Source organism: Pseudomonas sp. NPDC077186, assembly GCF_044543505.1.
GTDB lineage: Bacteria > Pseudomonadota > Gammaproteobacteria > Pseudomonadales > Pseudomonadaceae > Aquipseudomonas.
In genome coordinates this window covers 361,165-383,816 of sequence record NZ_JBITWE010000005.1, presented here as the reverse complement: position 1 = coordinate 383,816, position 22,652 = coordinate 361,165, and the positions used below count along the sequence as shown (strand labels likewise).

General features: G+C 65.9%; 21 protein-coding genes. 5 read left to right on the top strand and 16 right to left on the bottom strand.

The window, feature by feature from the left end; translation table 11 throughout:
• Position 1: 1 nt before the first annotated feature.
• Complete coding sequence (locus tag ACIGKL_RS20030; RefSeq protein ID WP_397488202.1) at positions 2–1,510, top strand: tripartite tricarboxylate transporter permease; 1,509 nt, start codon at positions 2–4, stop codon at positions 1,508–1,510.
• Complete coding sequence (locus tag ACIGKL_RS20025; RefSeq protein ID WP_397488201.1) at positions 1,503–2,543, top strand: AbrB family transcriptional regulator; 1,041 nt, start codon at positions 1,503–1,505, stop codon at positions 2,541–2,543. The genes ACIGKL_RS20030 and ACIGKL_RS20025 overlap by 8 nt, the downstream gene beginning before the upstream one ends.
• 188 nt (positions 2,544–2,731) lie before the next feature.
• On the opposite strand, the gene ACIGKL_RS20020 is transcribed toward ACIGKL_RS20025, so the two are convergent.
• On the bottom strand, positions 2,732–3,613 hold the full coding sequence (locus ACIGKL_RS20020; RefSeq protein ID WP_397488200.1) for a pseudouridine synthase: 882 nt from the start codon (positions 3,611–3,613) through the stop codon (positions 2,732–2,734).
• A 130-nt stretch (positions 3,614–3,743) separates the two neighbouring features.
• Between ACIGKL_RS20020 and ACIGKL_RS20015 the strand changes: the two genes are divergently transcribed.
• The 3 genes from ACIGKL_RS20015 to ACIGKL_RS20005 all read left to right on the top strand — a co-directional run bounded on the left by ACIGKL_RS20015 (position 3,744) and on the right by ACIGKL_RS20005 (position 7,692).
• Positions 3,744–4,415: a COG3650 family protein gene (locus ACIGKL_RS20015; protein WP_397488199.1), complete on the top strand. Its 672-nt coding sequence runs from the start codon at positions 3,744–3,746 to the stop codon at positions 4,413–4,415.
• A gap of 390 nt (positions 4,416–4,805) precedes the next feature.
• Positions 4,806–5,813: a type I glyceraldehyde-3-phosphate dehydrogenase gene (gene gap / locus ACIGKL_RS20010; protein WP_397488198.1), complete on the top strand. Its 1,008-nt coding sequence runs from the start codon at positions 4,806–4,808 to the stop codon at positions 5,811–5,813.
• Positions 5,814–6,078: 265 nt separating this feature from the next.
• A complete protein-coding gene (locus tag ACIGKL_RS20005; RefSeq protein WP_397488197.1) occupies positions 6,079–7,692 on the top strand; it encodes an NAD(P)/FAD-dependent oxidoreductase in 1,614 nt (537 codons plus the stop codon).
• Positions 7,693–7,695: 3 nt separating this feature from the next.
• Here ACIGKL_RS20005 and ACIGKL_RS20000 read toward each other — a convergent pair whose 3' ends face one another.
• The 15 genes from ACIGKL_RS20000 to ACIGKL_RS19930 all read right to left on the bottom strand — a co-directional run bounded on the left by ACIGKL_RS20000 (position 7,696) and on the right by ACIGKL_RS19930 (position 22,401).
• Positions 7,696–8,202 carry a GNAT family N-acetyltransferase gene (locus tag ACIGKL_RS20000; RefSeq protein ID WP_397488196.1) on the bottom strand — a complete coding sequence of 169 codons (507 nt, stop codon included), beginning with the start codon at positions 8,200–8,202 and terminating at the stop codon, positions 7,696–7,698.
• Positions 8,199–8,750, bottom strand: a complete 552-nt coding sequence (locus ACIGKL_RS19995) for a GNAT family N-acetyltransferase (RefSeq protein WP_397488195.1) — start codon at positions 8,748–8,750, stop codon at positions 8,199–8,201. Before ACIGKL_RS19995 ends, ACIGKL_RS20000 begins: the two co-directional genes overlap by 4 nt.
• On the bottom strand, positions 8,751–9,098 hold the full coding sequence (locus tag ACIGKL_RS19990) for a Na+/H+ antiporter subunit G (RefSeq protein WP_397488314.1): 348 nt from the start codon (positions 9,096–9,098) through the stop codon (positions 8,751–8,753).
• Positions 9,095–9,364 (bottom strand): K+/H+ antiporter subunit F, encoded by a 270-nt coding sequence (locus tag ACIGKL_RS19985; RefSeq protein WP_397488194.1) that lies wholly within the window; start codon positions 9,362–9,364, stop codon positions 9,095–9,097. Before ACIGKL_RS19985 ends, ACIGKL_RS19990 begins: the two co-directional genes overlap by 4 nt.
• A complete protein-coding gene (locus ACIGKL_RS19980; RefSeq protein ID WP_397488193.1) occupies positions 9,349–9,852 on the bottom strand; it encodes a Na+/H+ antiporter subunit E in 504 nt (167 codons plus the stop codon). Before ACIGKL_RS19980 ends, ACIGKL_RS19985 begins: the two co-directional genes overlap by 16 nt.
• Entirely contained in the window at positions 9,849–11,354 is a 1,506-nt protein-coding gene (locus tag ACIGKL_RS19975) for a monovalent cation/H+ antiporter subunit D (RefSeq protein WP_397488192.1), read from the bottom strand. The genes ACIGKL_RS19980 and ACIGKL_RS19975 overlap by 4 nt, the downstream gene beginning before the upstream one ends.
• Positions 11,351–11,680: a Na+/H+ antiporter subunit C gene (locus ACIGKL_RS19970; RefSeq protein WP_397488191.1), complete on the bottom strand. Its 330-nt coding sequence runs from the start codon at positions 11,678–11,680 to the stop codon at positions 11,351–11,353. Before ACIGKL_RS19970 ends, ACIGKL_RS19975 begins: the two co-directional genes overlap by 4 nt.
• Position 11,681: 1 nt before the next feature.
• Complete coding sequence (locus tag ACIGKL_RS19965; protein WP_397488190.1) at positions 11,682–14,474, bottom strand: monovalent cation/H+ antiporter subunit A; 2,793 nt, start codon at positions 14,472–14,474, stop codon at positions 11,682–11,684.
• 285 nt (positions 14,475–14,759) lie between these two features.
• Positions 14,760–15,221 carry a hypothetical protein gene (locus ACIGKL_RS19960; protein WP_397488189.1) on the bottom strand — a complete coding sequence of 154 codons (462 nt, stop codon included), beginning with the start codon at positions 15,219–15,221 and terminating at the stop codon, positions 14,760–14,762.
• A 523-nt stretch (positions 15,222–15,744) separates the two neighbouring features.
• A complete protein-coding gene (locus tag ACIGKL_RS19955) occupies positions 15,745–16,878 on the bottom strand; it encodes a glycerate kinase (RefSeq protein WP_397488188.1) in 1,134 nt (377 codons plus the stop codon).
• Between the two features lie 55 nt (positions 16,879–16,933).
• Positions 16,934–18,301 carry a GntP family permease gene (locus tag ACIGKL_RS19950; protein ID WP_397488187.1) on the bottom strand — a complete coding sequence of 456 codons (1,368 nt, stop codon included), beginning with the start codon at positions 18,299–18,301 and terminating at the stop codon, positions 16,934–16,936.
• A gap of 209 nt (positions 18,302–18,510) precedes the next feature.
• On the bottom strand, positions 18,511–19,623 hold the full coding sequence (locus tag ACIGKL_RS19945; RefSeq protein WP_397488186.1) for a CdaR family transcriptional regulator: 1,113 nt from the start codon (positions 19,621–19,623) through the stop codon (positions 18,511–18,513).
• A 107-nt stretch (positions 19,624–19,730) separates the two neighbouring features.
• Positions 19,731–20,240 (bottom strand): ProQ/FinO family protein, encoded by a 510-nt coding sequence (locus ACIGKL_RS19940; protein ID WP_397488185.1) that lies wholly within the window; start codon positions 20,238–20,240, stop codon positions 19,731–19,733.
• Positions 20,241–20,707: 467 nt separating this feature from the next.
• On the bottom strand, positions 20,708–21,511 hold the full coding sequence (locus ACIGKL_RS19935) for a nucleotidyltransferase domain-containing protein (protein ID WP_397488184.1): 804 nt from the start codon (positions 21,509–21,511) through the stop codon (positions 20,708–20,710).
• Positions 21,511–22,401 (bottom strand): ion channel, encoded by an 891-nt coding sequence (locus ACIGKL_RS19930; protein ID WP_397488183.1) that lies wholly within the window; start codon positions 22,399–22,401, stop codon positions 21,511–21,513. Before ACIGKL_RS19930 ends, ACIGKL_RS19935 begins: the two co-directional genes overlap by 1 nt.
• Positions 22,402–22,652 lie beyond the last annotated feature (251 nt).

The window sequence follows — 22,652 nt, the reverse complement described above, 5'->3', positions numbered from 1 at the left end:
AATGGAAACCCTGAATTTCTTGATGCAAGGCTTCGATGTCGCCACCCGGCCGAGCAACCTGCTGATGGCGCTGTTCGGTGCCTTCGTCGGCACCATAGTCGGCATGCTGCCGGGCCTAGGCCCGATCAATGGCGTGGCGCTGCTGCTGCCGCTGGCCTTCGCCCTCGGCCTGCCGCCGGAAACCGCGCTGATCCTGCTCGCCGCCGTGTACCTGGGCTGTGAATACGGCGGGCGCATCTCCGCCATCCTGCTCAACGTGCCCGGCTGCGCCGCCTCGGTGATGACCTCCCTGGACGGCAACCCCCTGGCCCGTCAGGGCAAGGCCGGGATTGCTTTGTCCTTGTCGGCGATGAGCTCCTTCGTCGGCAGCACGATCGCCACCTGCGGGGTGATTCTGTTTGCCCCGCTGCTGGCCAAATGGGCGGTGGCCTTCGGCCCGGCGGAATACTTTGTGATGATGATCTTCGCCATCGCCTGCCTCGGCGGCATGGTCGGCGACAAGCCGGTGAAAACCCTGATGGCGGCGCTGATCGGCCTGGGCCTGGCCACGGTCGGAGTGGATTCGACCACCGGGGTATATCGCTTCACCTTCGGCAGCGTCAGCCTGTCCGACGGCATCCAGTTCATCATCGTGGTGATCGGCTTCTTCAGCGTCAGCGAAGTGCTGCTGATGCTGGAGAAAACCCACAATGGCCAGAAGGCGGTCAAGGCCGGCGGCCGTCTGCTGTTCAATTTCAAGGAGTTCTGCTTCACCTTCGCCACCATGGTACGCAGCGGCCTGGCCGGCTTCGTCATCGGCGTGCTGCCGGGTGCCGGCGCCACCATCGCCAGCGCCATGACCTATATGAGCGAGAAGCGTTTGGCCGGCGCCAGCGGCAAGTTTGGCGAAGGCGACCTGCGCGGCCTGGCCGCCCCGGAAGCGGCCAACAACGCCTCGGCCTGCGGCTCGCTGATCCCCATGCTGACCCTCGGCGTACCGGGTTCGGGCACCACCGCGGTAATGATCGGCGCCCTGACCCTGTACAACATCACCCCCGGTCCTTTGCTGTTCGAACAACAGCCGGACGTGGTCTGGGGCCTGATCGCCTCGCTGCTGATCGGCAACGTCATCCTGCTGGCGATGAACATCCCCCTGGTCGGGCTGTTCTCCAAGATGCTCAGCGTACCCAACTGGATCCTGGTGCCGGCGATCACCGCGATCAGCATGGTCGGCGTCTACGCGGTGCACAGCACCACCTTCGACCTGGTGCTGATGATCGGCCTCGGCGTGTTCGGCTACATCCTGCGCAAGCTGGACTTCCCGCTGTCGGCGATCATCCTCGGCTTCGTTCTCGGCGAATTAATGGAAGACAACCTGCGCCGCGCCCTGTCGATTTCCGCTGGCGAACTGAGCATCCTCTGGAGCAGCCCGATCAGCCTGACCCTCTGGGCACTCACCGCACTGATGCTGGGCATGCCGGGCCTGCGCTGGTGGCGCGCACGGCGCAGCGCTCAGCTGGCCAATGCTTGACGCTTTCGCCCTGGCCCAGTGGCGTCGCTACTGGGCCACCCCGCTGGTCGGTCTGATCGGCGGCTACCTGGCCAGCCTTTTCGGCTGGCCTTTGCCGTGGATGGTCGGATCCTTGCTGGCGGTGATCACCCTGCGCTGCCTGACCAACCGCGCCTTCAGCGAGTTGCCCGGCGGGCGCAAGGCCGGCCAGTGGCTGGTGGCCAGCGGCATCGGCCTGCACTTCACCAGCGAGGTGCTGGCGCAGGTCGTCAGCCACCTGCCGATCATCGTCGGCGGCGCCTGCGTCACCCTGCTGCTGAGCCTGATCGGCATCGCCATCCTGCGTCGCGGCGGCGTCGACCGCGCCACCGCGTTCTTCGCCAGCATGCCCGGCGGCGCCAGCGAGATGGTCAACCTGGCCCTGCGTCACGACGCCCAGCCGGCGCGCGTGGCCGCCGCCCACAGCCTGCGCCTGCTGCTGGTGGTGCTGCTGATTCCGGCACTGTTCACCTGGAGCCTGCCGGCCGTCGACGCCCCGCCCGCAGCACAGGTGGACTGGGCCTGGCTACTCGTCCTGCTGGCCGCCGGCGCGCTGCTGGCGCTGCTGTGGACGCGACTGAAACAGCCCAACCCCTGGATGCTCGGCCCGCTGACCGCCTGCGCCGTGGCCAGCGCCAGCTTCGATCTGCACCTGGGCCTGCCGCCGGGCTTCGGCCAGCTCGGCCAGTGGCTGATCGGCTGCGCCCTGGGCTGTCACTTCGACCGCGCCTTCTTTCGCAGCGCGCCGGGCTTTCTCGCCCGCGTACTGCTGTTCACCCTGCTGGCCATGCTCGCCGCCGCTCTGCTCGGCGAAGCCCTGGGCTGGCTGGCCGGCGAGGATCGCCTGTCGCTGATGCTGGGCATGATGCCCGGCGGCATCACCGAACTGTGCCTGACCGCCGAGGCGCTGCAGCTGGCGGTGGCGCTGGTCACCGCCCTGCAGGTGCTGCGGCTGTTTCTGGTGATGTTTCTCGCCGAGCCGTTATTCAAGCTCTGGTGCAAGAGCCACGCGTAGGGTGGATCACGCTTCACCGATCCACCGCTCTTGCCGCCCATGGTCTGAAGCGTCCGCCAGTGGCATGCAACACCGCCACACTGTGGGAGGCGCTTTCGGCTCTGGCATCCTGCTTCGCTCTACCTCCTGCATCCATGCAGTCGTAGCGGCGAAAAGCTCGCGGCTAAAGCCCCTCCCACAGTTTGAAGCTACCACTGCAACTGCAATTCGCTGGTGAACTCGCGCGCCTGCCCGCTAAGCGGGTCGACGAAGCGCAACCCGCGCGCCAGCAGCTTGAGCGGCTTGGCGTAGTCGTCCGGCTGGCCGCGGCCGCCCTGCAGCTCGGGGTAGAAATCGTCGCCGACGATGGGCGCGCCGAGCCCGGCCAGGTGCACGCGCAGCTGGTGCTTGCGCCCGGTCAGCGGCGACAGGCCGTAGCGCCAAAGCGCGCCGCGGCGCTCCAGCACCTCGATGCGGGTCTCGCTGTTGGCCTCACCCGCCACCTCCTGCATGCGAAAGAACGGCTCGCCCTCGATCATCCGCGAGCGATGCACATGGGGAAACTGCAGCTGCGGCAAGGCCGGGGCTATGGCCTCGTAGCGCTTTTCCACCGCACGCTGGCGAAACAGCGCCTGGTAGCGGCCGCGGCTGCTCGGCTCGACCGAGAACAGCACCAGCCCGGCGGTGAGCCGGTCGATGCGATGGATCGGCACCAGCTCGGCATTGCCGGTCAGCCTGACCAGCCGCGCCAGCAGGGTCTGCTCGACGTACTCGCCGGCCGGCATCACCGGCAGGAAATGCGGTTTGTCCGCCACCAGCAGGTGCGCGTCCTGCCACAGCACGCGCGCCTCGAAGGGAATCGGCGTCTCCTCCGCCACCTCGCGGAAGTAGCGCACTTTGAGCCCGACCCGATAGGCATGCTCGGGGCCCAGCGGCGCGCCTGCCGCATCCAGCACGCGGCCGCGGGCCATGCGCTGCAGCCAGGTGGCGCGGTCGATGGCGGGAAAGTGATCGCACAGGCAATCGAGCACCGTCGCCCACTCGCCCTGAGGCAGGTGCAGGGTGCTGGGGCGCATGGCGGGGCTGGACATGGCAGAACGAACTCGGCGGCGACGGCTGATCCGGCGCATTAGGCCGCAGCCCGCGCGCGCCGTCAAAAGCAAACGGCTTGAGCCCAGGCCAGCGTCTGGCTAAGGTGGCGTCTTCCGCCTGGAGACCTCAATGTCCATCGCCCGTACCCTGCTCGCCAGCTTCGCCCTGCTGCCCCTGCTCACCGCCTGCCAGGTCTATACCGGCAAAGCCGAAGGCCCGCCGCCGGCCACGCGCCTGCAGGGCCAGTTGCAGGCTCAGGGCGGCCAGCTGTTCTTCACCCCCTGCCAGGAGCAGCGCCGCTTCGCCCTGGTCGACAGCGGCAACACCGGCGTCACCCGCGCAACCGCCGAACTGCTGGCCGACGGCCAGACTGCGCTGTTCGCCGACCTCGCCGGCCAGCTCGCCGGCAGCCAGGGCAACGGCAGCGACGGTCGTTTCGAGGTCAGCCAACTGTACCGCGTCCAGGGCGAAGGCCATGGCTGCGACGACCTCAACTTCAAGCGCCTGACCCTGCGTGCCAGCGGCAACGAGCCGTTCTGGCAGGTGGAGGTCGGCGGCAAGGGCCTGGTGCTCAACCGCCCCGACCAGCCACCGCTGGCCCTGCCCTACCTGGAAGAGCAACTGCCCGAAGGCCGCCTGAATTTCAGCAGCGAGGCCAACGGCCGCCGCCTGGAGCTGTGGGTAGCGCCGCAACGTTGCGTCGACGGCATGAGCGGCGCGGTCAGCCACCTCAGCGCCGAACTGCGCCTGGACGGCCAGGTGCAGCGCGGTTGCGCTCACTTCGGCGGCGCGCGCAACTAGTGTCGCGTCACAGATCGACCTTCGGTGGGGTTAGGCCCACGCTGCCGATCGCGATGATCCAGCAAGATTCGTTGCGCCGTAACCCACCAGCGACGCAACGCGCAAGATCGCTTGGTGGGTTACGCGACGCGCCACGCTGGCGGTGCCTGATCTCTCGTGCTTGGCGTCGCTAACCCACCCTACGGGGTTCCGACATTTCAGGGTTGACGCGACACCAGCGCGAACCAGCTCTCCGCTGCCTTTTGTGGCCTGCCATCCATGGCGGCCACCCTGCGGGCCGTCGCAAGCGACGTCAAAAATCACTCCCGGTGATTTTTTGCCACAGTCCTGCGCGGCAGGCTCGCCAACTGGCTCCTAAGCTGCACAGAGCAACGCCGGAAGGAGACCGCCATGCTACGAGTAGCCCTGAACGGATACGGGCGCATCGGCCGCGCCCTGCTGCGCGCCCTGGTGCAGCGCGATCTGCAGCAACGCATCCGCCTGATCGCGATCAACGACCTCGGCGACCACGCCACCCTCGCCCACCTGACCCGCTTCGATTCGACCTTTGGCCGCTTCCCCGGCGCGGTCGAACTGCAGGGCGACCAGTTGCACCTGGCCGGCCAGTCGATCCACCTGCTCAGCGAGCGCGAGGCCTTCAACCTGCCGTGGAATCGCCTCGGCGTCGATCTGGTGCTGGAGTGCTCGGGCAAGTTCAAGAAACGCGCCCAGGTCGAACAGCACCTGACCGCCGGGGCCCAGCGCGTGCTGCTCTCGCACCCGCTGGAAAGCGCCGACCTGACCGTGGTCTACGGCGTCAACCATCAGCTGCTGGGCACACAGCAGATCGTCTCCAACGCCTCCTGCACCACCAACTGCCTGGCGCCGCTGGCCAAGGTGCTGCACCAGGCGGTGGGCATCCGCCAGGGCCTGATCAACACGGTGCACGCCTACACCAACGACCAGAACCTGCTGGACAAGGCGCACAAGGACCTCTACCGCGCCCGCGCCGCGGCGCTGTCGATGATTCCCACCAGCACCGGCGCGGCCAAGACCATCGGCCTGGTGCTGCCGGAATTGGCCGGGCGCCTCGATGGCCTGTCGGTGCGGGTGCCGACGCCCAACGTGTCGCTGCTCGACCTGACCTTCAGCGCCGAACGCCCGGCCAGCCGCGAGGCGATCAACGCCGCGCTGCAGGCCGGGGCGGCGACGCTGCCGGCCGGGGTGATGGAGTGCAATGACCTGCCGCTGGTGTCCAGCGACTTCAACGGCTACCCGGCGTCCTGCGTGGTCGACCTCAACCACACCCGGGTGCAGGACGAACTGGTCAAGGTGCTGGCCTGGTACGACAACGAATGGGCCTTCGCCAACCGCATGCTCGACGTGCTGCTGGCCTGGCCGCTGGCGCAGGCCGGTTGAGGCCATCGCCCCCGCGCAACCCGTCGATTGCATCCGGCCACGCTTGCAGGGCAACCCAACTGCCCCCTCCCGTCGCGGCTAAAGCCCCTCCCACGATCTGTCTGCCAACCGGGCGCGCCGTGGGAGGCGCTTCAGCGGCGAAGCCTGGGAAGTTCACCCTGCTTCGCTACGCTTGCCTGAGCGACGACCTCAAGGCTTTGATCCTGTACAATCGCCGGCCTTTTTCACTCTGCCGGATCGCCACCGGCCCTGCGGGATACTCGCCATGATTCGCCTGACCGAACTGAAACTGCCCCTCGACCACGCCGAAGACGCCTTGCGCCCGGCCATCGTCCAGCGCCTGGGCATCGACGACGCCGAACTGCTGGCCTTCGACGTGTTCAAGCGCAGCTACGATGCGCGCAAGAAGTTCGGCGAGATGCCGTTTATCTACACCCTCGACTGCGAGGTGAAGGACGAAGCCGCCCTGCTCGCCCGCCTGGCGCACGACAAGCAGGTCGGCCCGGCGCCGGACATCGCCTACAAGCCGGTCGGCCAGGCCAAGGCGCCGCTGGACGAGCGCCCGATCGTGGTCGGTTTCGGTCCCTGCGGCATCTTCGCCGCGCTGATCCTGGCCCAGGCCGGTCTGCGCCCCATCGTGCTGGAGCGCGGCAAGGAAGTGCGCCAGCGCACCAAGGACACCTGGGGCCTGTGGCGCAAGAACGTGCTCGACCCGACCTCCAACGTGCAGTTCGGTGAGGGCGGCGCCGGCACCTTCTCCGACGGCAAGCTGTACAGCCAGATCAAGGACCCCAACCACTACGGACGCAAGGTGCTGCAGGAATTCGTCAAGGCCGGCGCGCCGGACGAGATCCTCTACGTCAGCAAGCCGCATATCGGCACCTTCCGCCTGACCGGCGTGGTCGCCACCATGCGCGAGGAGATCAAGGCCCTCGGTGGCGAAGTGCGCTTCCAGCAGCGCGTCAGCGACCTGCTGATGGAAGACGGCCAGCTCACCGGCGTGGTGCTGGAAAACGGCGAGCAGATCCTCAGCCGCCACGTGATCCTCGCCCTCGGCCACAGCTCGCGCGACACGTTCCGCATGCTGCATGCCCGTGGCGTGTACCTGGAGGCCAAGCCCTTCTCGGTGGGTTTCCGCATCGAGCACCCGCAGTCCTTGATCGACCGCGCGCGCCTGGGCAAGTACGCCGGCCACCCAAAACTGGGCGCCGCCGACTATAAGCTGGTGCACCACGCCAGCAACGGCCGCTCGGTATACAGCTTCTGCATGTGCCCGGGCGGCACCGTGGTCGCCGCCACCTCCGAGCCGGAGCGGGTGGTCACCAACGGCATGAGCCAGTATTCGCGCAACGAGCGCAACGCCAACGCCGGCATAGTCGTCGGCATCACCCCCGAGCAGGACTATCCGGGCGGCCCGCTGGCCGGCGTCGAGCTGCAGGAACGCCTGGAATCCCACGCCTACGTGCTCGGCGGGCGTAACTACGAGGCGCCGGGGCAACTGGTCGGCGACTTCATCAAAGGCAAGCCGTCGACCGCCCTGGGCGAGGTCACACCGTCGTACAAGCCGGGGGTCAAGCTGGGCGACCTGGCGCCGTCGCTGCCGGACTTCGCCATCGAGGCCATCCGCGAGGCGCTGCCGGCCTTCGGCAAACAGATCAAGGGTTTCGACCTGGCCGATGCGGTGCTCACCGGCATCGAGACGCGCACCTCCTCGCCGGTGCGCATCACCCGCGGCGACAACCTGCAGAGCCTGAATCTCAGGGGGCTGTACCCGGCCGGCGAAGGCGCGGGCTACGCCGGCGGCATTCTTTCCGCCGGGGTCGACGGCATCCGCGTGGCCGAAGCCGTGGCCAAGGATATGCTCGGGCTGGCCGGCTGAGCCTCAGCCGCCGACCTCGAACGCCGCGTGGTAACGCACCTCGCCATGCGGCAGCGGCCCGTTCAACGGCAGCGCCTGGAAGTACTCCGGCGGCACGCCGGGCAATACCAGCTCGGCCTGCGGCCTGAAGCCGAAACGCTGGTAGTAGTCGGGATCGCCCAGCAATACGCAGCCGCCGGCTGCCATCTCGCGCAACGCCGCCAGCGCGCCCTGCATCAACTGCGCGCCGATACCGCGGCGCTGCAGCGCCGGCGCTACCGATATCGGCCCCAGCCCGTACCAGCCCTGAGTGCCATCGCCGATGCACACCGGCGACAGGGCGACATGGCCGACCAGCTCGCCCTCGGCCTCGGCCACCAGCGACACACTCAGCGCGCCAGCCCGGCGCAGCGCCGCGACGATCAGGTGCTCGGTGTGACTGCTGTGCGGCGCCTGGAGAAAGGCCGCACGAGTCAAAGCATCGATGGCGGCGCCATCGGCCGGGGTTTCCGCACGCAGGACAATCTTCATCGCACCCCTCTCCGCTCGGTGACAGGCTTCGCCGCTCGATCCTCGCGGCGCAGGCAGCACAGCGTCGAGCGCCCCGAACCGTTGGGCCGCCGCGCGGGATCGGCGTAGGTCAGCAGCTCGGCGAAGCCGGCCTTGCGCATCATCCCCGCCGAGGCCGCATTTTCCTCATGGCGGTCGATATAGATATCGCCGACGCCCAGGCGCCACAGTTCGGCTACCGCCTCTTCCAGCAGGCGGCCACCGAGTCCGCGACCGACGCAGTCACGATGCACCACCGCCTCGCAGACGTAGCCATGGAGCTGCTCGGTGCGCCCCGCGGGCTGATGGCGGGCGAAATCGCGTGTCAGCCGGTAGCTGACGAAACCGCACAGGCGCTCCTGCTCCTCGGCCAGCACGGCACGAGTGGCGCCGTCCGCGATGGCCGCGAGGTGACTGCGCACCTCGGCCTCGGGCAAATGGTTCCAAGGATTGGGCCCGTGCGCGAGGAGCAGCGCGCAGAGCGCCTCGATGTCCTCGGCGCGCGCCGCTCGGCTATGAATCTCGCTCACCTACTGCTCCCAGGGCCGCCCGCGGGTCTGCTCGCTGAGCGGCAACTTCTGCTGCAGCGCCGCCTTGGCCAGCATATGCGCGCTGACCGGGGCGGTGATGAAGAGGAACAGGGTGATCAGCAGCTCGTGCAGGCTGAGGCCGTTGCCTTGGCTGCCGAAGTAAATCAGCGAGGCGATGACCATGCCGCCGACGCCCAGGGTGGTGGCCTTGGTCGGCCCGTGCAGGCGCATGAAGAAATCCGGCAGGCGGTACAGGCCGATGGCGCCGACCAGGGCGAACAGGCTGCCGAGCAGCAGGAACAGGGCGACCAGGCCTTCGATCAGATCGTTCACGGTGCCTCTCCTTATTCGATGATATCGCCGCGCAGCAGATACTTGGCCACTGCCACGGTGCCGATAAAGCCCATCACCGCGATCAGCAGCGCCGCCTCGAAGTAGAGGTCGGAGCCGAGCCAGATGCCGAACAGCACGATCAGGGCGATGGCGTTGATGTACAGGGTGTCCAGGGCGAGGATGCGGTCCGGCATGTCCGGGCCCTTGATCAGGCGCGCCAGGGTCAGCACCAGGGCCAGGCCCATGATGCTCAGGCAGATCGGGATCACGTAGGCGAGCATGCGAACACCTCCAGCAGCGGCGCTTCGTAACGGGTCTGGATGCTGCGCACCAGTTCTTGTTCGTCGTCGACATCGAGGCTGTGCACCAGCAGCATGCGCTTGTCGTCGCTGAGGTCGGCCGACACCGTGCCGGGGGTCAGCGAGACGATGCTGGCGAGCATGGTCAGCGCCAGTTCGTCGCTCAGCTGCAGCGGCACCTCGACGAAGGCCGGGCGCAGACGGCCGATCGGGCCGAGGATCAGCTTGGCCACCTGCAGGTTGGCGACCACGATGTCGAGCAGCACGCGCAGCAGGAACAGGCTCAGCTTGAGCGGCTTGCGCACCCGCGGCGGGTTGATCCAGAACACCTGGCTGACCAGCGGGATCAGCCAGCCGAGGAAGGCGCCGAGCAGCCAGTGGCCGAGACCGAAATCGTTGACCAGCAGCAACCAGACGAACAGCAGGCACAGGCTCAGCAGGGGATGGGGCAACCAGCGGCGCGCCTTCATGACGCACCTCCGCTCTGCAGGATCATGCGGTAGCTCTCCAGGTCGTGCAGTTGCGCCACGGTGGCGGCGAGGTAGGTCAGCACCGGCTGCGCCAGCGCCACCAGCAGCGGCCCGGTCAGCAGCAGGCCGGTGGCGGCCAGCAGACGGCCCTTGTCCAGTTCGGCGCTGTCCAGCTGGCTCAGGCCGACGCGCCAGAACAGCGTGCTGCCGGCGCGGCTGAGGCTGACCAGGGTGACCAGGCCGCCGATCAGCACCAGCGGCCAGAGGAACAACCCCTGCCAGCTCGGGCCGACCGCCTGCAGCAGCAGCAGCTTGCCGAGGAAACCGGACAGCGGCGGCAGGCCGGTCACGGCGATGGCACCGACGAAGAACAGCGCGCCGAGCAGGTGCGGGTTCTGCAGTGCCGCGCCCTGCACCAGCTGGCCGCCCTTGACGCCGCGCTGGCGGGCGATCAGGTCGGCGATCAAAAACAGCGCGCCGGCCATCCAGGTGCTGTGAATCAGGTAGAACAGCGCGGCCTGCAGCGCCTCCGCGGTGCCCAGGGCGATACCGGCCAGCAGGGTGCCCACCGACACCACCACCAGGTAGGCCAGCAGCCCCTGCAGGCTGGTGGCGGCGAAGGCGCCGATCACCCCCAGGCCCAGGGTCAGCAGAGCCAGCGGCCACAGCCACTGCAGCGCCATGTCGGCCAGTTCGCCGGCGTTGTCCCCGAAGATCAGGGTGTATACCCGCAGGATCGAATACAGGCCGACCTTGGTCATGATCGCGAACAGCGCCGCCACCGGCGCCGTGGCCGCGGCGTAGGCCTTGGGCAGCCAGAAGTACAGCGGCAGGAAGGCCGCCTTGAGGCCGAACACCACCAGCAGCAGCATGCCGGCGGCGCCGATCAGCGCCGCCTGGTCGTGGTCGGCCGCCGCCACCCGCTCGGCCATGTCGACCATGTTGAGGGTGCCGGTGATGCCGTAGAGCACGCCGACGGCGATCAGGAAGAAGGCCGAGCCGACCAGGTTGAGCACCACGTAGTGCAGGCCGGCGCGTACCCGATCCTTGCCGCCGCCGTGCAGCAGCAGCGAGTAGGAGGCGATCAGCAGGATCTCGAAGAACACGAACAGGTTGAACAGGTCGCCGGTGAGGAAGGCGCCGTTGATGCCCAGCAGCTGGAACTGGAACAGCGCGTGGAAGTTGCGCCCGCGCTCGTCGTCGCCGCGCATGGCGTAGAGCACGGCGAACAGCGCCAGCACCGCGGTGACCAGCAGCATCAGCGCGCTGAGGCGGTCGAGCACGAGGATGATGCCGAACGGCGGCTGCCAGTTGCCCAGGGCGTAGAACTGGATGGCGCCCTGGTCGGCCTGCAGCAGCAGGTAGAGGCTGACCGGCACCAGCAAGGCGGTGGCGCTCACCGAGGCCAGGCGCTTGAGCGGCATGCTCAGGCGCGCGGAAAACAGCAGCAGGCTGCCGACGAACAGCGGCAGCAGAACGGGCAGGATCAACGCATGGTTCATCGATGGGTCTCCCGGCCATCGACATGGTCGGTGCTCAGCTCGCCGACGCTACGCAGCGCCAGGACCACGACGAAGGCGGTCATGGCGAAGCCGATGACGATGGCGGTGAGCACCAGCGCCTGCGGCAGCGGGTCGGCGTAGTGGCTGCCCTGGCCGATCACCGTGGAGGCGCCGCCCTGCAGGCGGCCCATGGCGAAAAGGAACAGGTTGACCGCGTAGGAAATCAGGGTCAGGCCCATCACCACCGGGAAGGTGCGGGCGCGCAGCAGCAGGTAGACGCCGCTGGCGGTGAGAATGCCGAGCGCTACGGCAAACAGTGCTTCCATCTCAGAGTACCTCCTGTCCGGGCTTTTCCTGGGTCAGCTTGCCCAGGTTGGCGAGGATGAGCAGGGTCGCCCCGACCACGGTCAGGTACACGCCCAGGTCGAACAGCATAGCGGTGGCCAGTTCGATCTCCCCCACCAGGGGAATGTGGAAATGGCCGAAGGCCGAGGTCAGGAACGGCCGGCCGAACAGCCAGCTGCCGAGGCCGGTGGCGGCGGCGATCAGCACCCCGGCGCCGGCCATGCGGTGGTAGTTCAGCGGCAGGCGCGACTGGGTCCACTGCACGCCGCTGGCGACGTACTGCAGGATCAGCGCCACGGCGGTGACCAGACCGGCGATGAAGCCGCCGCCGGGCAGGTTGTGGCCGCGCAGGAAGATGAACACCGAAATCAGCAGCGCCATCGGCAGCAGCACCCGCGACAGGGTGGCGAGGATCAGCGGGTGGCGGTCGCGCGCCCAGCTGCGGCCCTGGGCGTCGGCATTGGGCTGGAACAGGCGCAGGCCGTCGAGCATGGCGTAGATGCCGACGCCGGCGATGGCCAGCACGCTGATCTCGCCGAGGGTGTCGAAGCCGCGGAAGTCCACCAGGATAACGTTGACCACGTTGGTACCGCCGCCGCCGGGCACGCTGTTTTCCAGAAAGTAGCTGGCGATGCTGTCGTAGGGCCGGGTGAGCACGGCGAAGGCGAGCATGGCGATCATCACCCCGCTGCCGATGGCCAGGCTGAAGTCGCGCAACGCGCGCAGGCTGCTCGACTCGACGCGGGTCTGCGCCGGCAGGAAGAACAGCGCCAGCATCAGCAGGATGATGGTCACCACCTCCACCGACAGCTGGGTCAGCGCCAGGTCCGGCGCCGAGTAGCGGGCGAAGGCCAGCGCCACCATCAGGCCGACCACGCTGAGCATCAGCAGCGAGACCAGGCGCTGGCGGTGGAAGATCACCGTGACCAGCGCGGCCAGGGCGAGGATGCCCAGGCCGAGCGCAGTGATGCCGTCCACCGGGCTCAGCGCCACCGAACCGTTCAGCTGCGGCAGCGGGCCGAGGCCGAGCACCACCACCAGCACGCCGGCGCCGAGCAGGCAGGCCAGGTAGCGCTGCAGCGAACCGTTCTCCAGCCACTGGGTCAGCGCCGTGGCGGCGCCGAACAGGCTGACCACCACGCGCTCGAACATCAGCTTGGCGTCGACGCTGGGCATCCCGGCGTACCAGCGGAACAGCGGCTGGCGCAGGGTGTAGATGAGGATGCCGCCGACCGTGGCGACCGCGCTCATGATCAACGGCAGGTTGACCCCGTGCCAGATCGCCAGGCTGTACTCCGGCAACGTGCCGCCGAGGGTGGCCGAGGCCGCCGTGGCCAGCAGCGGCGCCACGGTGTAGGCCGGCAGCATGCCCACCAGCAGGCAGAGGAACACCAGGATCTCCACCGGCACCTTCATGTAGCGCGGCGGCTCGTGCGGCGGGTACTTGGGCAGGTTGATCGGCTCGCCGTTGAAGAACACGTCGTGGATGAAACGCAGCGAGTAGGCCACCGAGAACACCCCGGCCAGGGTCGCCGCCGCCGGGATCACCCAGCTGAAGCTGCCCAGCAGGTGCTGGTGCAACGTCTCGGTGAAGAACATTTCCTTGCTCAAGAAGCCGTTGAGCAGCGGCACCCCGGCCATCGCCGAGGCCGCCACCATGGCCAGCACCGCGGTGTGCGGCATGTACTTCCACAGGCCGTTGATGCGCCGCATGTCGCGACTGCCGGTCTCGTGGTCGATGATCCCCGCGGCCATGAACAGCGAGGCCTTGAAGGTGGCGTGGTTGATGATGTGGAACACCGCGGCGACCGCCGCCAGGTGCGAGTCGAGCCCGAACAGCAGGGTGATCAGGCCCAGATGGCTGATGGTCGAGTAGGCCAACAGGCCCTTGAGGTCGTGCTGGAACAGCGCCATACCGGCACCCACCAGCAGGGTCGCCAGGCCGGTCAGGCTGACCAGGTAGAACCACCACTCGGAGCCGGCCAGCGCCGGATACAGGCGCGCCAGGAGGAACACCCCGGCCTTGACCATGGTCGCCGAGTGCAGGTAGGCCGACACCGGGGTCGGCGCCGCCATGGCGTGCGGCAGCCAGAAATGGAAGGGGAACTGCGCCGACTTGGTGAACACGCCGAGCAACACCAGCACCAGCGCCAGTGGGTAGAGCTCGTGGGCGCGGATCGCGTAGCCGGCGGCGAGCACCTGCGACAGCTCGAAGCTGCCGGCGATATGGCCGATCAGCAGGATGCCGGCGAGCAGTGCCAGACCGCCGCCGCCGGTGATCGCCAGGGCCATGCGCGCCCCCTTGCGCGCCTCGGAACGTGAACCCCAGAAGCCGATCAGGAGGAACGACGACAGGCTGGTCAGCTCCCAGAACACCAGCATCAACAGCAGGTTTTCCGACAGCACCACGCCGAGCATGGCGCCCATGAACAGCAGCAGGAAGGCGAAGAAGCGCCCCATCGGCTCGCTCTTGCTCAGGTAGTAGCGAGCGTAGAGGATCACCAGCAGGCCGATACCGAGGATCAGCAGGGCGAACAGGAAGCCCAGGCCATCCAGGCGCAGGCTGAGGTTCAGACCCAGTTGCGGCAGCCATTCCAGCTTGACCCGCAGCACCTCGCCGGCGAACACCGCCGGCTGCTGGCTGAACAGCAGCACCAGGGCAATCAGCGGCGCCAGGGCGGCGGCGACGGCGCAAGCGGAACGCCCGAGGCGGTCGGCCAGTACCGGCAGAAACAATCCCAGAAATGGCAAGGCGACAATCAGCGCAAGCGCCATCGGTAAAAACCCCTTATGCAAGCCCGCCGGGCGCGAAGGCCCGGCGGCGTGGATTGGAGTCGCAACTCCCCTGACGGTATTCGATTCCTGACCGACCGGACGAGCCAAGTCATTGTCGGCACAGGAATAAGCGCCGATTATCCATACCTATCGACGCATCGTCATGCATTGAATTATTACTAAACGCATGCACCGCGCGCCAATCGCCCGCCTTCGTTGCCGCGGGCCGCAGCGACCACAAAAAAGCCGGAGCAACCTGGGGCTGCCCCGGCTCGGTCGCGCACCTCAGTGCGCGACGCGGCTGGTGCCGTTGACGGTCATGATGCGCACGCGCTCGCCGACACGGAAGATCTGGTTCGGCTCGACCTCCTGCACGTAGGCGCGCAGGGTGCCGTCGTCTTCGCGCACGGTGATCTCCACGCCCTGGGTGCGGGTGATGCCCTCCTCGGCCGCGGCGCCGAGCAGGCCGCCGGCCACCGCACCGATCACCGCCGCCACCGCACTGCCGCGGCCACCGCCGACCGTGCTGCCGCCGATACCGCCGATCACCGCACCGGCACCGGCGCCAATCGGCGTCTTGGTGCCTTCGATCTTCACCGGCCGCAGCGACTCGATGGTGCCCATGCGCACCGTCTGCACGGTCCGGGCCTCGTCGCGGCTGTAGGTGTCGCCGGTCAGGCTGGACTGACAACCGCCGAGGGCCAGCAACGCGGCCAGCGAGGTCATGAGCAGAGTGGGTTTACGCATAGCAGTTCCTCCAGAAGTTTCTCAATCCATTAGACGCCGCGCCCAGGCAGCTGTCACGGCCGTGACTCAACAATAGCCGATTCGGACAGACGCAGTTCAGCTAAAGGCTGAACGAAAAGTCGCCGAGCGAAGGTCAGGCAAGGCGCAACGACCAACGGGAGTAACAGCCAAAGGCTGGCCCGAAGGGCGAGCGCCAGCGAGTCAAATCGGTGAGGAACGGACTGGGCTCGCTCGCGAGTGTACGAGCTGTACATGAGCATGACTCACGCCGTTCGCCCTCCGGGTCGCGCTGAAGCGCGTTAGCCGCAGGCGGCTTGCCGAACCGATCTTTAAGGAAGTTCTGAAAAAACCATTTACCGTCACTCCCGCGAAGGCGGGAGCCCAGGTGCTACGACGGTTCGGGATTATTCCCCTTCGGGCCAGCGCAAGCGCTGTTCAGCGGTGAGGCCGCTGTCCCGCCTGCGCGGGAATGACGGCTATTTCAGAGTTTCCTAAACGAAGCATCACCGAGCGCAGGCACTTTTCATACAGTCCTCAGACGCCACAGCCTGGCTATGTCCACCGCCCGCGCCTCGAGCTCCGCGGCGGCGCCGCGCATGGCCTGCTCCAGCGAGATCGGCCCCGGGGCGAGGCTGAAGGCCGCCTCGATGCCGGCCTGGTACAGCGCCTGGTAACCCTCGCCAAGGCTGCCGGCCAGGGCGATCACCGGCACCCCGGCGGCGCGCGCTACCCGCGCCACGCCCACCGGCGTCTTGCCGTGCAGGGTTTGCGCATCCATCCGCCCTTCGCCGGTGATCACCAGGTCGGCGCCGGCCACCGCCTCGGCCAGCCCGGACAGCTCGGCGACCAGTTCGATGCCGGGACGGAAGCTGGCCTTGAGCAAGGCGCGGGCGGCGAAGCCGAGGCCGCCGGCCGCGCCGACGCCGGGGAACTGCGCATGATCCTCGCCCAGGGTGGCGGCGACGATGCGCGCGTAACGCCCCAGCGCGGCATCCAGCTCGGCGACCTGCTCAGGCGTCGCGCCCTTCTGCGGGCCGAACACCGCCGAGGCGCCACGCGGCCCGCACAGCGGGTGGTCGACGTCGGCGGCGACCTCGATCTGCGCCTTCAGCAGGCGCGCGTCCAGACCGCTCAGGTCGAGCTGATCGAGCGCCGCCAGAGCCGCGCCGCCGGGCGCCAGCTCGCGGCCGGCGGCGTCGACAAAGCGCACGCCGAGGGCCTGCAGCAGGCCGGCGCCGCCGTCGTTGGTGGCGCTGCCGCCGAGGCCGAGGATGATTCGCGTGGCGCCGGCGTCCAGCGCCTGCAGAACCAGCTCGCCGGTGCCGAAGCTGCTGGCCAGGCGCGCGTCGCGCTGCTCGCGCGGCACCCAGTGCAGGCCGCTGGCGGCGGCCATTTCGATCACCGCGGTGGCCTGCCCGAGCCAGCCCCAGTGCGCCGCCACCGGCGCGTCCATGGGCCCGCGTACCCGGCACTCGCGGCGCTCGCCGCCGACCGCGGCGAGCAGCGCGTCCACCGTGCCCTCGCCGCCGTCGGCCATCGGCCGCAGCAGGCATTCGGCGTCGGGGAACACCTGTTGCCAGCCGCGGGCGATGGCGACGGCCACTTCGGGTGCGCTGAGGCTCTCCTTGAAGGAGTCCGGGGCGATGACGATTTTCATGATGGCTTACCTCGACGGAGGCGGACGGCCGCCGGCCGTCCGCCGATAGAGCGGATTACAGCAGAACCAGGCTCAGCAGCCAGACGGTGAGCATGCCGGCCAGGCCCTGGATCAGGGTGGCCAGGGTCTGCGCGCGGTAGGCGGTGGCCACCTTCATGCGGCTGAACTGGGTCACCACCCAGAAGAAGCTGTCGTTGGCGTGGGACACGGTCATGGCGCCGGCGCCGATGGCCATCACGGTCAGCACCCGGCCCATCTCGCTGTCCAGGCCGAGGTTGGCCAGCAGCGGCGCGACCATCGCCGAGGTGGTGACCAGCGCCACGGTGGACGAGCCCTGCGCGGTCTTCAGCGCCGCCGCCACCAGGAACGGCATGAACAGGCCGATGCCCAGCACCGACAGACTGTCGCCCAGGTAGCCGGTCAACGCGGTGGCCTTGAGCATGGCACCGAAGGCACCGCCGGCGCCGGTGATCAGCAGAATAGGCGCGGCGGCCTTGAGGCCGTCGGCCACCTGATCGTGAAACTGCTGGCGCTTGCCCTCGCCCTTGAGCAGGGTGCAGGCCAGCGCCAGGCCCACCAGCAATGCCGCCACCGGCTGGCCGAGGAAGCTCAACACATCGAACAGCATGCCCTCGCCGAGCGGCTTGCTGGGGAAGGCGGCGACCGAGCCGAGGCAAATCAGCGCGATCGGCACGAAGATCGGCGAGAACGCCTGCCAGGCGCTGGGCAGCTTGCCGTAGCGGGCCTTGAGCGCCTCGAAGTCGACGTCGTCGGCGAGCAGTTCGCTCGGCGCCTCTTCCAGCAGCTGATGGTCGTCCTGCTTGAGGTAGCGGTTGGCCCAGAGCATGCCGGCCACCGCAGTGACCGCGGCGACCAGCAGGCCGACCAGGATCACCAGACCGAGCGAGGCCTCCAGACCCAGGTTGCCGGCCGCGGCGATCGGCCCCGGGGTCGGCGGGACGAAGGTGTGGGTGGCGTACAGACCGGTGGCCAGGGCCACGCTCATGGCCACCACGGAGACCTTCATGCGCGCCGCCAGGGCGTTCTTCAGCGAGTTGAGGATGACGTAGCCGGAGTCGCAGAACACCGGGATCGACACCAGGTAGCCGATGATCGACAGGGTCAGGGTGGGAAAGCGCTGACCGAGCAGGCGGATCACCGTCTCGGCCATGGTGATGGCCGCGCCGCTGCGCTCCAGGATCACCCCGATGACGGTGCCGAGCACGATGACGATGCCGATGTAGCCGAGAATGCCGCCGAAGCCGGCGGCGATGGTCTTGAGAATCTCACCGGCGGGCACCTGATAGGCGAAACCGGCGATCAGCGCGGCGGCCAGCAGGGCGAGAAAGGGATGCAGTTTCAAACGGGTGGTGGACAGCACGATAAACGCGATCAGTGCCACCAGGATCAGGACCAGGCCCATGACCAGTCTCCTCATTGTTGTTATGGCGGGCGCGAGGCCCGGACGGGAATGCCGACAGGCGCGCCATTGTGGCTCAGCCCGCCCCGCCCAGACCCTGTGCGCGAGCACCAAAAGCCCGACCATGAAACACCCCGAGCTGTGCAGGCGCACAAGCGCGGTTCCCTGGATACCTCGCCCAGCAGCCTAGCAGCGGCGCCGGCACGGCGCTGTCAGCCCTCGCCCGGCTCCAGCAGCCCGAGGCCGAGCGACAGTTGCAGGCGCTGGTCGAAGCGGTTGAGGTCCAGGCCGCTGAGCTCGCCGATGCGTTCCAGGCGATAGCGCAGGGTGTTGCGGTGAATGCCCAGGGCCTGGGCGCAGGTCTGCACCTGGCCGTCGTGGGCGCACCAGGCCTCCAGGGTGGCGCGCAGCGTGCCCTGGGCGTCCTGCGCCAGCACCCGGCGCAGCGGCGCCAGCCAGCCCTGCAGCAGCCAGCTGTGGCGCTGGGCGTAGAGCAGGGTCGGCAGGCGCAGTTCGTCCAGGCGCAGCAGGCGCCGCTCGGGAAAGCGCGCCTGACCGTAGGCCTGCAGGTCGCGCAGCGCCAGGCTGGCCTGGCGCAGTTCGGCCAGATCCTGCAGCGGGTCGCTGAGCGCCAGCGACTGCACGCCCCACTCGCGCTCGTCGGCCTGGGCCAGCCAGGCGCGGTCGTCGCGGCTGGCGCTATGGGGCCGGCACCAGAGCAGCTCGCGGCGGCCCAGCGGCGCCACCAGGTGCTCGCCCTTGCCGCCCAGGGCGGCGAGCAGGCGCGCCTGACGTGGCAGCGGGTCGCCCTCCTCGCTCAGTTGCAGCAGGCACATCTGCCGCGGCCAGGCGAGCTGCAGCGCCAGGCGCTCGGCCTCGACCTCGAGGCTGGCCAGGCTCTGCTGCGGATCGAGCAACTGGCGCAGCCAGGCCTCCTGTTGGTGGCGCTGCCAGTGGCGCTCGGCCTGCAGCACGCGGTGCTCGACCAGCATCTCGGCGGCCATGCGCACCAGCTCGGCGTAGGGCCGCACGAGCTCGGGGTCGCCGGTGATGCCGAGCACGCCGATCAGCCGCTCGCCATGCAGCAGCGGCAGATTGACCCCAGGTTTGACGCCACGCAGGCAGGCGGCGGCCTGGGCGTCGATCTCCACCACGCGGCGGTTGGCCAGCACCAGCTGCGCGCCTTCGTGACGGGTGTGCAGGCGACTGGGATCGCCGCTGCCGATGATCATGCCCTGGGCATCCATCACGTTGATGTTGTGCGGCAGGATGGCCATGGCGCGGTCGACTATGTGCTGCGCCAGGGTGGAGTCGAGTTCGAGCATGCGGGCGGCCTCGCGGAGAAGGCCGCCATTGTAGGCCGATCGGCGGCCCTCACGGTGCGGCCATCGAGACGCAAGTGAGTCGAAAAGCCATCAGGCTGCCAGCGGGCTTACTCCGCGCTTGGCTGCGCAACGCTCTCGACGGCCTGCTCGTCCGCAGGCGCTTTCGCCTTGGCCTGATTGCGCCGTGCTTCGGCACGTTGCCGCCTGGCCTGCTGCCTGGCATGCAGCGCCTGCGCCGCCGTCACCACGCCAACAGGCTGGCCTTGCAGATCCAGACGCGGCGCATTTTCCGTCATGGCAGCCCAGTAGCGACCGCCCCGACACCAGGCGGCAATGCCCAGCTTGAGCTGCTCAGCGGTGATGCCGAGCAACTGCAGATGCTGCTCGGCATCCTTGAGAATGCCCTCTTTCAGCGGCACCTTGGGTGCTGGATTGACCGGGAAAGCCAAGGGGAAGTGCTTCTGCAACCTCCAGATCGCCTCGACGGTCGGATCCTGCTCGCGCGGCTTGGCTTTCTGCGGCGCCTTGCGCTTTTGCGGCTTCGCGCTGGCGCTCTTTATCTGCTCGTTTTCAGCCCGCAGGCGGTCACGTAGCTCGGCTAATTGTTCAAAACCCATCGTTCGGTTCACAGCGTCCTGGTTGGTTCGTGGCGCAAAGGTATCTTATGTGCTCGTTTCGTACAGCCTTATTCGCGGCCGGCGTGCCCGGCGGTAGGTGATGGACAGGCCGCTGGGACTTATGGAGGGCCGTTTTCGGCCGATTCTGTTGAAAAAGTCGGCCTCTGGGAGTGATGCTTTTCAGCAGCTCAAAAAAACGCGCAATTTTGGCGTTGCTACGTAAAAACTAAGACAGCTCTGCCTTCTGAGCGAATCAGATTTCAACGTTGACCACGCTCTTTCGTGGGCAATATCGCGGCGAGACTTTTTCAACAGAATCGGCCAGGAACGGAAGTTCACAACTGATAGCTTTCGATCCCAGAGTGCAGATCGTACGATGATTCAGCCTGAACTCACCTTGATATCCGAGAGGATTTTCGTGTGCGAGCACGAATGTATTGCTTAGGATAGATATCGCAGCATAACGTTCACCTAGTGTGCATCTCTACAATCTTTGTTACGTCGGATTTTAAAGTGAACTTATTGTAGTTATGGTGCGTGATTTTTCTCATAAATTCGTCATCGCGGTGTTCGCCATTAAGGATTGCACGCTCAATAAGCCTCTCCCCCCAATAGTCATTACGGACCATCTTGGACCAGTTGGTAATGCCGCCAATACGAAATTTTGTTTCTTGTTCGAGGATGAACTTGCAGGCCTGCTCAATGCTGCGCAAATTGAATGACTGGAAGCTAGAGAAGCTTTTTTTTCTGTAGGCATACTTTCCCTCCCGGAGATTAAGTAGAGTGCTGACTACGCTCTCTGGCAACTCACAAGCCTTTAAAGCATCTAAAAAGCCGAATACAAAAATTCCATTTATGGCGTTCTTACAGTATACGCAACCCCTTAAGGAAACATAAAGTAAGTCACAGAGCCATAAGCGACCAATATCGCTATTGGGAAACCAGTCCACTGACGCTATGAACCGTCTCGTTTCGTTAAAGAGATTTTCTGTCTGGTGGTTAAGTGGCCTGAATCCTCGAAACTCAAGTAGGAGGTTAGCATCTCCGCAGACGTACTTTGAGTCCACGTCAAGGTGCGTTAAGAATAATGACCCTTTCTCTCGCATTCTCCTAATTGTTTCCTGTGAGTAGAACATAATATCTCCATACTTGTTGGAGATCGACTTGTAGTCCGGACTGCTTCCAGACCAGATACAAACAAGATCTAAATCGCTGTTCTCGTTTGTGTCTCCGCGCGCTGAAGATCCACATTTAATCACTACATAGGACACTATTTTACTATCCTTTTTACAATGATCGCTGTGACTACAGCGCACCATCCTACAGAAATCAACAGAAATGTCCCCGTGATGAAGAGAGGTAAGAGCTCATGTAGAGGAGCTAGGTCACCATAACCCACGGTCGTAAATGAGACGACAGAGAAATAGAGCGCCTCCAAGAAGCTGGCCCCGTCCTTACCCATCCTGCCGTCAATCAGGTAAGCAAATGTAAAAATTATTGCCAAGGTCGCTAGCAGGGCATTCTTTATTCCGTACCCATAGCCAAGTAGGAAGCCATATATGAGATTGCTAGTAAATTTTCTAAGACTTGGGTTCTTCGCTCTCAGGTACTGATATCTCATGTAGAACTGAAACCTAATATCTGCGTGCATCGCGAACTCTTCTTGATGCATATCCTTTGAGTTTCTATATAGAGCTTGAAATAACCAAGTATTGACGTTAGCTCTATCCCAATGCCAGTCATCACTGAAAGACAGAGTGCGCGGATCAAGATATGTGGAAGAGAATTTGGTTTTGTAAAAATAGCATTCTGAAAATGCGCACTTATGGAATTCAACCTCAATTATAGATGCACCATTGAATGTGCATCCTTCGAAAGAGCAACCATTGAACGTGAAGCTCTCAATCGTTCTGTGTGAAAAAACGCACCCTATGAAACGCTTGTTATATACGCGGCGCTGTCTGGATGAGAGCCCTGTCGCTGGAAAGTCGATTTGGGCAAGCTTGATTATATCGTTCTCGGGAAGGCTTTCGATAGAAAACCTCTGTGACACAGACTCAGAAATTCCGAGCTTAGAGCTTTCAGGCTTCTGCCTCCAATTCCAAAAACGAACAACAGTTCCCCATAGATGATGGGCGCGCTTCTTGATATTTTTAACCATTTGTAATCCGTCCCCACCTCTCCCATTACGACAGCCTCTTCTACTACTATTGACTGACGCCTGCCGTTGGGGTGTCTATTAAGTTAGATCCTAAGATCTTTGTCGAATTGTGTCGTTTAATTGGTGAATTTATTCACCAAGCCGCACTACCTTGAATTTCGCTGTCGTAATTGTATTGGAGCGCTTCAGCGCCAAAGCCCTAGATTGTGATAAATATTATCCCGACTCTTTACCCTGAAACTCACCTCTGC